Genomic DNA, 8,811 nt, shown 5'->3' on the forward strand with positions numbered 1-8,811 from the left:
CCTTATAAATTGTTTCTGTATCAACTCCCAATCCTTATCTAATAATATAAGTTCTGACACCTCCAAATCTGACATTCGATCAACAAGACCAGAGGTACTCAATAGTAGATCTATAGTAGCATCCTGGATCATAAAGTTAATCCTATCTTTGGGGTAATCTGGATCTATAGGAACATAGGCTGCTCCTGATTTTAAGACCCCTAAAATACTAACAATCATCTCCAGGCTACGATCCATACAGATACCAACCTTATCTTCTACTGATACGCCTTTATCTATTAAATAATGAGCGAGTTGATTCGATCTTTCCTCCAATTCTCTGTAGCTTAAACTTTCTGACCCATAAACCACGGCAATGGTATCAGGCGTTTTTAAGACCTGTGCTTCAAAGAGTTCGACTACCGTACTATCTTTTGGATAATCCATATCGGTATCGTTAAAGACCTCTAACAACTGATGGGATTCCTCTTTTGTTAGAATTGATAAATCACTCAGCTGTGAAGTTGGTGAAGCAACTATAGAATTTAAAAGCTCTCGATAATGAACAAACATCCTTTGAATGGTTTCTTCCCTAAACAAATCTGTACAGTAATTGATGCTCATAGCAAAACCGGCCTCAGTCTCAGCTAGGGTTACTGTGAGATCAAATTTCGACGTTGTTAATTCGTCACCTTCGAAATTGGATAGTGTAAGCCCTTCTATTTCAAAATTACTATCCTTTGGTGTGTTCTGTAGTACAAACATCACTTGGAAGAGTGGACTCACGCTCATGTCTCTGGTCTTAACAACGCGTTCTACAACCTTTTCAAAAGGAACTTGTTGATGGTCGTATGCATCCAAAGTTGTTTGCTTAACCGATTGTAACAGTTCTTTAAAAGAATCGTTTTCTCTGACATGAGTATAAAGACTTAAGGTATTCACAAAGAAACCAATCATATCTTCCAGCTCTTTTTGGAGACGGTTTGCTACCGAAGTTCCGACACTAATAGCCTCCTGTCCGATGTATTTACGCAATAGTATCTTAAAGGCCGTCAATAAGGTCATAAAAACTGTAACGCCTTCTTTTTGACTCAGAGCGTTGATATTTTTACTCAATTCATGGTCCATTTCAAACAAAAGTGTTGCTCCTGCAACACTCTGTACTGAAGGACGTGAATAATCTGTGGGCAGCTGTAAAGTCTCTACAGTCTCTAGTTGGTTTTCCCAATAAACTAACTGTTTTTCGATGATATCTCCTTCCAAATGTTCGCGCTGCCATAACGTATAATCTGAATACTGCAGTGGCAATACTGGTAGGTTGGCTTTCTTTCCAGATATGTAGGAGCGATAAAGCTCTGTAAACTCACTTATTAAAATATTTTGAGACCAACCATCACTGGAAATATGGTGGAATACGCCTGCCAAGACATATTCTTCATTTCCTAAATCATACAAACACGAACGAAACATATAGTCCGAACTCAGATCGAAAGGCCTGGATAGAAAATCTTTTAAATCTTCAGTTAATTCAGAAAGGTCAGTCATCTTATCCCTCAAAGAAAGCGCCCAGTCATGAGGTGATAGTATTTTTTGATACCCTAATCCTTCTTCTGAATGAATCACTGTTCGAAGCACTTCATGACGGGTAACAATTTCCTTAAGACTTGAGGATAGCGCTGTTTGATCCAAATCTCCCGAGAGTCTAAATACGACTGGTATATGGTATTCCACACTTCCTTTAAATCTGTCTAGGAACCACAGTCGTTCCTGACTGAAAGATAAAGGCATCTTATGGGGTCTTTCCTCTACTCTGATAACCTCAGGTAATAAAGTACCCTTATCTTGTTGTGATATGTAGGTGCCTAAGCTTTCAATGCTTGTGTAAGAGAAGATATCCCGAATGGTCACCTCTATATTCAGTTCATTTCGTATCATAGATACCAAACGCGTAGCCAATAGACTGTGCCCTCCTAGCTCAAAAAAGTTGTCATAGATTCCCACCTGCTCAATTCCTAAGAGTCCTTGCCAAATAGCCACTAATCCTTTTTCCGTGGCGGTTTTTGGAACAGCATATGCTTTAGAAGACAGCTCCATACTATCCAGTTCCGGCAAGGCTCTTTTATCGAGTTTACCATTGGATGTCAATGGCATTTCGTCTAGTTCCATCCACAATCTTGGCACCATATACTCTGGAAGATTGTCCTGTAATTGTTCTTGTAACACTTCCTTGTCAAAGTCGGTTTCCATCACCACATAGGCAATTAATCGATTGTTTCTTTCGTTGTCTTGTTTTACCAAAACACAGGATTGTGTGACTCCTGATAATTGGGATAATATGTTCTCAATCTCGCCCAACTCAATACGGTAGCCTCGTACTTTGACCTGATCATCCTTCCTTCCTAAAAACTCTATATTTCCACCGGGAAGCCAACGGGCCAAATCTCCCGTTCTATACATCAGCTCATCATTTTTAAAGGGATTTGTTACAAACTTTTTATTAGATAGTTCCGTCTTGTTTAAATATCCATTGGCCACCTGAACTCCCCCAATACACAATTCACCAACACTTCCTGTTGGGACAAGACCAAGGTTTTGGTTAAGTACATAAACCTGTGTATTGGCAATTGGTTTTCCTATGTCTGTAAGTTGGTCTGCAATATTTTTGAGTCTGTAATCTACCTTTTTTGTAGTGACTACGTGTGCTTCTGTTGGACCGTAGTGATTATGTAAGGTAACATCCATTTGATTCAAGCCTTTTATAACAGACTTTGACAATTGCAATTGCTCTCCTGCTATGATAAAGTCTTCTAAGTATATTAGTTTCTCCAGCACATTTTCTCCTCCAATAAAATGAAAGAAAGAGGTAGGAAGGAATGTGGTTTTAATCTCATTGGTATTCATGAACTCTACATAAGCTCTCAAATCTCCTTTTAGCGGTGAAGGAAGCATATACAATGCTCCGCCTTGTGTAAGGGTAAAGAAGACCTCTGAAAAGGAAGCATCAAAACTCATGCTATTAAATTGAGTCACCCTTTCGTGGTTAATTCTCATATTGTAATAAGAGGAAATCAAATTGAACATTCCTCTATGAGGCATTGCCACTCCTTTGGGTTGCCCTGTACTCCCAGATGTGTACAGGATATAAACCAAGTTATCAGGAGAGATCCTGTTTTTTAATCTGTCTGTAGACTCTATACTTATGGTATCCCAATCGCTATCCAAAAGCACAACTTCTATATAGTCTTTATCCGAAAGTGTCATAACACTTTCACTTAATAAAATCTTAACTCCAGAATCCTCCAACATATAATCTTTGCGAGATTGTGGGTAATCTGGATCTATAGGAACATAGGCTGCTCCTGATTTTAAGATTCCCAAGATACCAATGATCATCTTCAGATTACGATCCATACAGATACCTACCTTATCTTCTACAGATACGCCTTTACTGATCAAGTAGTGCGCTAGCTGGTTTGAGGTTTCGTCCAACTCCTTATAAGTTAGACTGGCTTCCTCAGAGACTACAGCAATGGCTTTAGGAGTTTTTAAGACCTGTGCTTCAAAGAGTTCGACTACCGTACTATCTTTTGGACAGTCCGTATCGGTATCGTTAAAGACCTCCAATAATTGATGCCTCTCCTCTTTTGTTAGAATTGATAGCCTCTCAACTTTCATTGGCGATGGCTTATCTATATGTACGAGCAATTCTTTTAAAGCTTCTTCCATATAGGACAGTACATTAGAAGGGTCAATTCCTATAGACGAGATATTTAATGTCAATCCAAAATCATCACCAAAATCATCCACATCCATGGTAAACGGATAATTGGTTTGCACATGACCAGACACTACTTTAACCTCAAAATTAGCATCATTATCCAGGTAAACTGATCCTGAATGTCTGTAGTTTAATAACGCACTAAACATGGAAACACCATTAGGAATGCCACTCCAATCATGAACACTAGACAATGGCGTTTGTTCGTGGTCTAAAAGGGTTTGCAAACTCTCACTTGTTTGAGAAATATATGATGGGATGTCTCCTTTGAGATCTAATACTATGGGAAGGGTATTCATAAAAAGCCCTAGTGAAGATTCCGAGCCTTTCACTCCTTGTAATCTTCCTAAGAGCACCGAACCAAATAGCGCATAATCCGTACCACTACATCTTCCTACAACCAATCCAAAGGCTGCGTGAAATAATACGGCTGGACTTACTTGTAAATCATTTGATACCTTTCGAATACGATCCCGTAATTCAGAGGACAGCATTGCTTTTGAAAAAATGATGGTGGTTTGACCATCGACTTTGGTATCCGATAAATTGAATGGATAAGAAGGTGTCTCTATACCACTATACAAATCGCTAAAGTATTTTTCTCTCTCCGCCGCCTTCTCATTGTTTATAACATAGCCCACAAAATCTCTATATAAAGCGGGTCTTGGCAGCATTCCTGCTCGCCCAGATAGATACAGCCCTATTTCCTCTATTATTTTTGATGTCCCCATGTGATCCATCATCATATGATGGTTATCCAGAAGTAAATAATAGGTTCCCTTTTTTAAATCATCTGCGGTCTTTACACGTATTGCAGGTGCTTGTGTTAGGTCGATGTACATGTTGTGAGACGCCTGCAGCTCTTGTAATTGAAACAGGATGTCTTTTCCCTTATCTAAAGACAACTCTTCTACAGTCAAGTTCACTTTTCTCAACACCACCTGTACAGTCTGCGGTAACCCTTCATTTAGCACACAAGTACGAAGCACATCATGGCGATGGATAACAAAATCTAAGGCTTCTATAAATTCCGAACGCTTGTCTAATGATGAGAAAGCTAATAATCGTGACAAGGCATACGGGTCTCCAGTGGTTTTATCACTCATCAAATGATGGAAATAAATACCTTCCTGTAAGGGTGCTAGTGGATACATATCCTGAATATTGCTGGCGCCTCCAGGTACATGATTCATAATAACGTCCAATTCGTCCTGACTTAAGTCCACCAAAGTCACCATTGATGGAATTATATAAGTACAGCCTTCTACAATACCGTTGTCAGGTACTTTATAACTTTCATCGGAAGTCCTTATTTTTTTACTTAACTGAGCAATATTGGGCTCTGCATAAAAATCTCCGATGCTCACCGTGTAGCCCAACTTGCGTATGCGCGCTATCAAACGAATGGCTAATAGACTCTGTCCTCCCAATTCGAAAAAGTTATCGTGGATACCAATTTGCTCCACTTTTAACAGTTCTTGCCAAATCTCAGTTAACTGTATTTCTATCTCTGTTCTTGGAGCTACATAGGTTTTTGTAGATAAGGTAGACAAGTCTATCTCTGGTAATGATTTTCTGTCTATCTTTCCATTAGAGGTCAACGGCATCTCGTCTAGTTTCACCCATAATCTAGGCACCATATACTCTGGTAAATTCTCCTCCAATTGCAATTGAAAGGCCTCCTTATCTAACGAATTCTCCATCACCACATAGGCCACCAATTGTTTGTCACCGTCATCTTCTTTGACCTGAACACAGGAGTGTGTGACTTCCGGTAGTCGTGATAAGACATTCTCAATCTCTCCAAGCTCAACACGATAGCCTCGTATCTTTACTTGGTTATCCTTTCTACCTAAAAACTCAATATTTCCATCAGATAGCCAGCGAGCCAAATCGCCAGTTCTGTAGATTCGATCGCCTGCTTTGAACGGATTAGCAACAAATCGCTCTTGAGTCAACTCCTCATTATTCAAATATCCTCTTGCTACTCCCGAGCCTCCTATACACAATTCTCCCACAACACCTATTGGACATAAGCGATCTTTTGAATCTAATACATAAACATCTGCATTACCAAATGGAACGCCTAATGGAACAGATCGTACTAACGCTTGCGTTAAATCTACTTTATAAATCAGTTTACCAATTGTAGTCTCGGTAGGTCCATAATGATTGTAAACCTCACAGTCTATATTATTTGAAGACAACAGTTCAAAAACATCATCGGTAAAGGCTTCTCCTCCTAAAATCAAACACTTTTTCGGGACTAGTAAGCTATCCTTAGACTGTAAGGTTTTCCAGTGCGAGGGTACCATTTTTAAACAGTCAATTCCTAAGTCTGAAAGACTATCCGCATCCATCAATTCATCTTCTGAAAGCACATAAAGCGTACCTCCTGTTAACAAGGAAGGATAAAGAATGGTATTTCCTAAATCTGTTGCTATACTAGAAGTCAATCCAAAACTTTGACATGAAGCTATATTGGTCTTCTCCAAAATGCCGTGGAAATAATCCGTCAATGAGCTATGCGCTATCTGAACGCCTTTGGGTTTACCCGTACTTCCAGAGGTATAAATGACATAAGCTAGATGTGATGGGGAAGCCACCCTTTTTATTTTTTCTATGGATTGATGAGCCATCTCTTTAGACCAATCGCTATCCAATGCTATAATTTTTAATGTTTCTTTTGATGAAAAACGAGCACTATTTTTACCATCGCTTAGTAGTATACTCACGCCTGAATCCTCCAACATATAATCTATCCGAGACTCTGGAAAATCAGAATCTATAGGAACATAGACCGCACCTGATTTCAAAATCCCCAGAATACCAATGATCATCTCCAAACTACGACCCAAGCAAATGCCCACCATATCTTCTACAGATACACCTTTATCCATTAAATAATGAGCGAGTTGATTCGATTTCTTATCTAATTCCTTATAGGTTAAATGACTTCCTTCATTAACCACTGCAATAGCATTTGGCGTCTTTAAGGCTTGCGTCTCAAATATATCAACTATTGTACTATCCGTTGAGTAGTCAACAGTTGTATTGTTGAACTCCTCTAATAACTTATGTCTTTCTTCTACAGTAAGCATCGATAATTCATCTATTTGCGAAGATGGGATCTTTATAATCGCTTTTAAGAGTTTCTGATAATGGGTAGCCATCCTTTGAATGGTTTCCTCCTTAAATAAGTCTGTTCGATAATTAAGGGTCAAAGAAAAACGATCCTCCGTTTCATTAACAGTCATCTTCAAATCAAAATTGGAAGTATCCAATACCCGATCTTCGTAATTGGATATTGTAAGTCCATCGATTTCAATACTATTATCTCCTGGTGTATTCTGAAATACAAACAGTACTTGGAACAGGGGATTCATAAGTGTATCACGTGTTGTCACCACACGGTTTACAATCTTTTCAAAGGGAACCTGCTGGAAGTCATAGGCTTCTAAAGTCGTTTTCTTGACTTCTTGTAACAACTCTTGGAAAGAACCACCTTCTTTAACCTGAACACGGAGGGGTAGATTATTAACAAAGAAACCAATCATACCTTCCAGTTCCTTTTGAGTACGATTTGCTACTGAAGTCCCCACACAAATATCTTTCTGTCTACTATACCTAGACAATAAAACATTGAAGACAGTCAACAATGTCATAAAATCGGTAACGCCTTCATATCGACTCAAAGCTTTTATGTCTGCACTCAGAATCACGTCCAGTTCCATAGAGAGAACCGCCCCTGAAACACCTCTTACGATTGGACATATATAATCCTTAGGTAATTGTAAGGTACTTACTTCCTTCAATTGGTTTTCCCAATAGGATAACTGTTTATCTAGAATAGTACTATCTAAAGACTCTCGTTGCCACAAAGCATAATCTGAATATTGCAAGGACAATGAAGGTAAACTCGGTGCTTTCCCTAAGGCGTAAGCGTGATAAAGCACTATAAAATCTCCTATGAGAATATTCTGAGACCAACCATCACTGGCAATGTGATGAAACACCCCTGCCAGAACATACTCCTTGTTCCCTAGATCATACAAACATGAACGGAACATATAATCTGTACTTAAATCAAAAGGATCAGATAGGAAAGATTTTAAATCTTCAGACAATACAGAAGGGTTTGAGATTCTTTCTTTAAAAGAAAGCTCCCAATCATCAGGTGATAATACTTTTTGATAACCCGTTCCTTCTTCTGAATAGATGACGGTGCGGAGCACTTCATGACGAGTGACAATCTCTTTAAGACTCGAGGATAATATATTTTTGTCCAGATGACCAGAAAATCGCAACGCAAAGGGTATATGATATTCTACACTACCATATAACTGATCTAAAAACCATAGACGCTCCTGATTAAAAGATAAAGGAATTTGCTTAACACTTTCTCTATCAAATGGTCTTATCTCATCTTTGCTAATCCTTTCGTTGGAACCATCTATTACATCTATTTTTCTTAAGCATTCAATAATGAGTTCTTTATTATTTTTTATCTCAGCGATTAAATCATTATCGATATTTTCATTTTCCGATTTTAAAACTAAATCATCTTCTTCAACTTCTAATTTAAACCCCTGATTTTGTGCACTTATGATAATACTTAATGCCTTATTTATCATAACTTTATTATTTTTTTATAACTCACTTCTGAGTTGTCTTTTTTCTTCCCTTTTATATATTCTATATATTTACTTAGCCCTTCTATATCCACAAAATTGAATACATCTTTAACCTTAATTTCTACTTCTAAATCTTTAACAATAGTTGAAATTAATTGGACAGCCAGCAAACTATGACCACCCAGTTCAAAGAAATTGTCATGTATACCCACCTTTTCTACTCCTAACAATTCCTGCCATATTTTCACTAATTGAGCTTCCACTTCTGTCCTTGGAGCCACATAGGCTTTCGTGGACAAATCTGAACTATCCAGTTCAGGTAACGCCTTCCTATCCAATTTTCCATTGGAAGTTAAAGGCATCTCATCCAATTGTACCCACAACCTTGGAACCATATACTCTGGTAAACTTTCTTGTAAT

2 protein-coding genes are annotated in these 8,811 nt (G+C 38.3%); both read right to left on the bottom strand.

The window, feature by feature from the left end:
* Positions 1 to 8,391, bottom strand: an 8,391-nt coding sequence (locus L0U72_RS11615) for a non-ribosomal peptide synthetase (protein ID WP_233899372.1), incomplete at its 3' end; no start/stop codon positions are given.
* A partial coding sequence (locus L0U72_RS11620; RefSeq protein WP_233899374.1) for a phosphopantetheine-binding protein occupies positions 8,388 to 8,811 on the bottom strand: 424 nt, incomplete at its 5' end. The genes L0U72_RS11615 and L0U72_RS11620, both read right to left, overlap by 4 nt.

Origin of the sequence: Tenacibaculum piscium (genome assembly GCF_021390755.1) — a bacterium.
In the GTDB taxonomy this organism is placed as follows: Bacteria; Bacteroidota; Bacteroidia; order Flavobacteriales; family Flavobacteriaceae; genus Polaribacter; species Polaribacter piscius.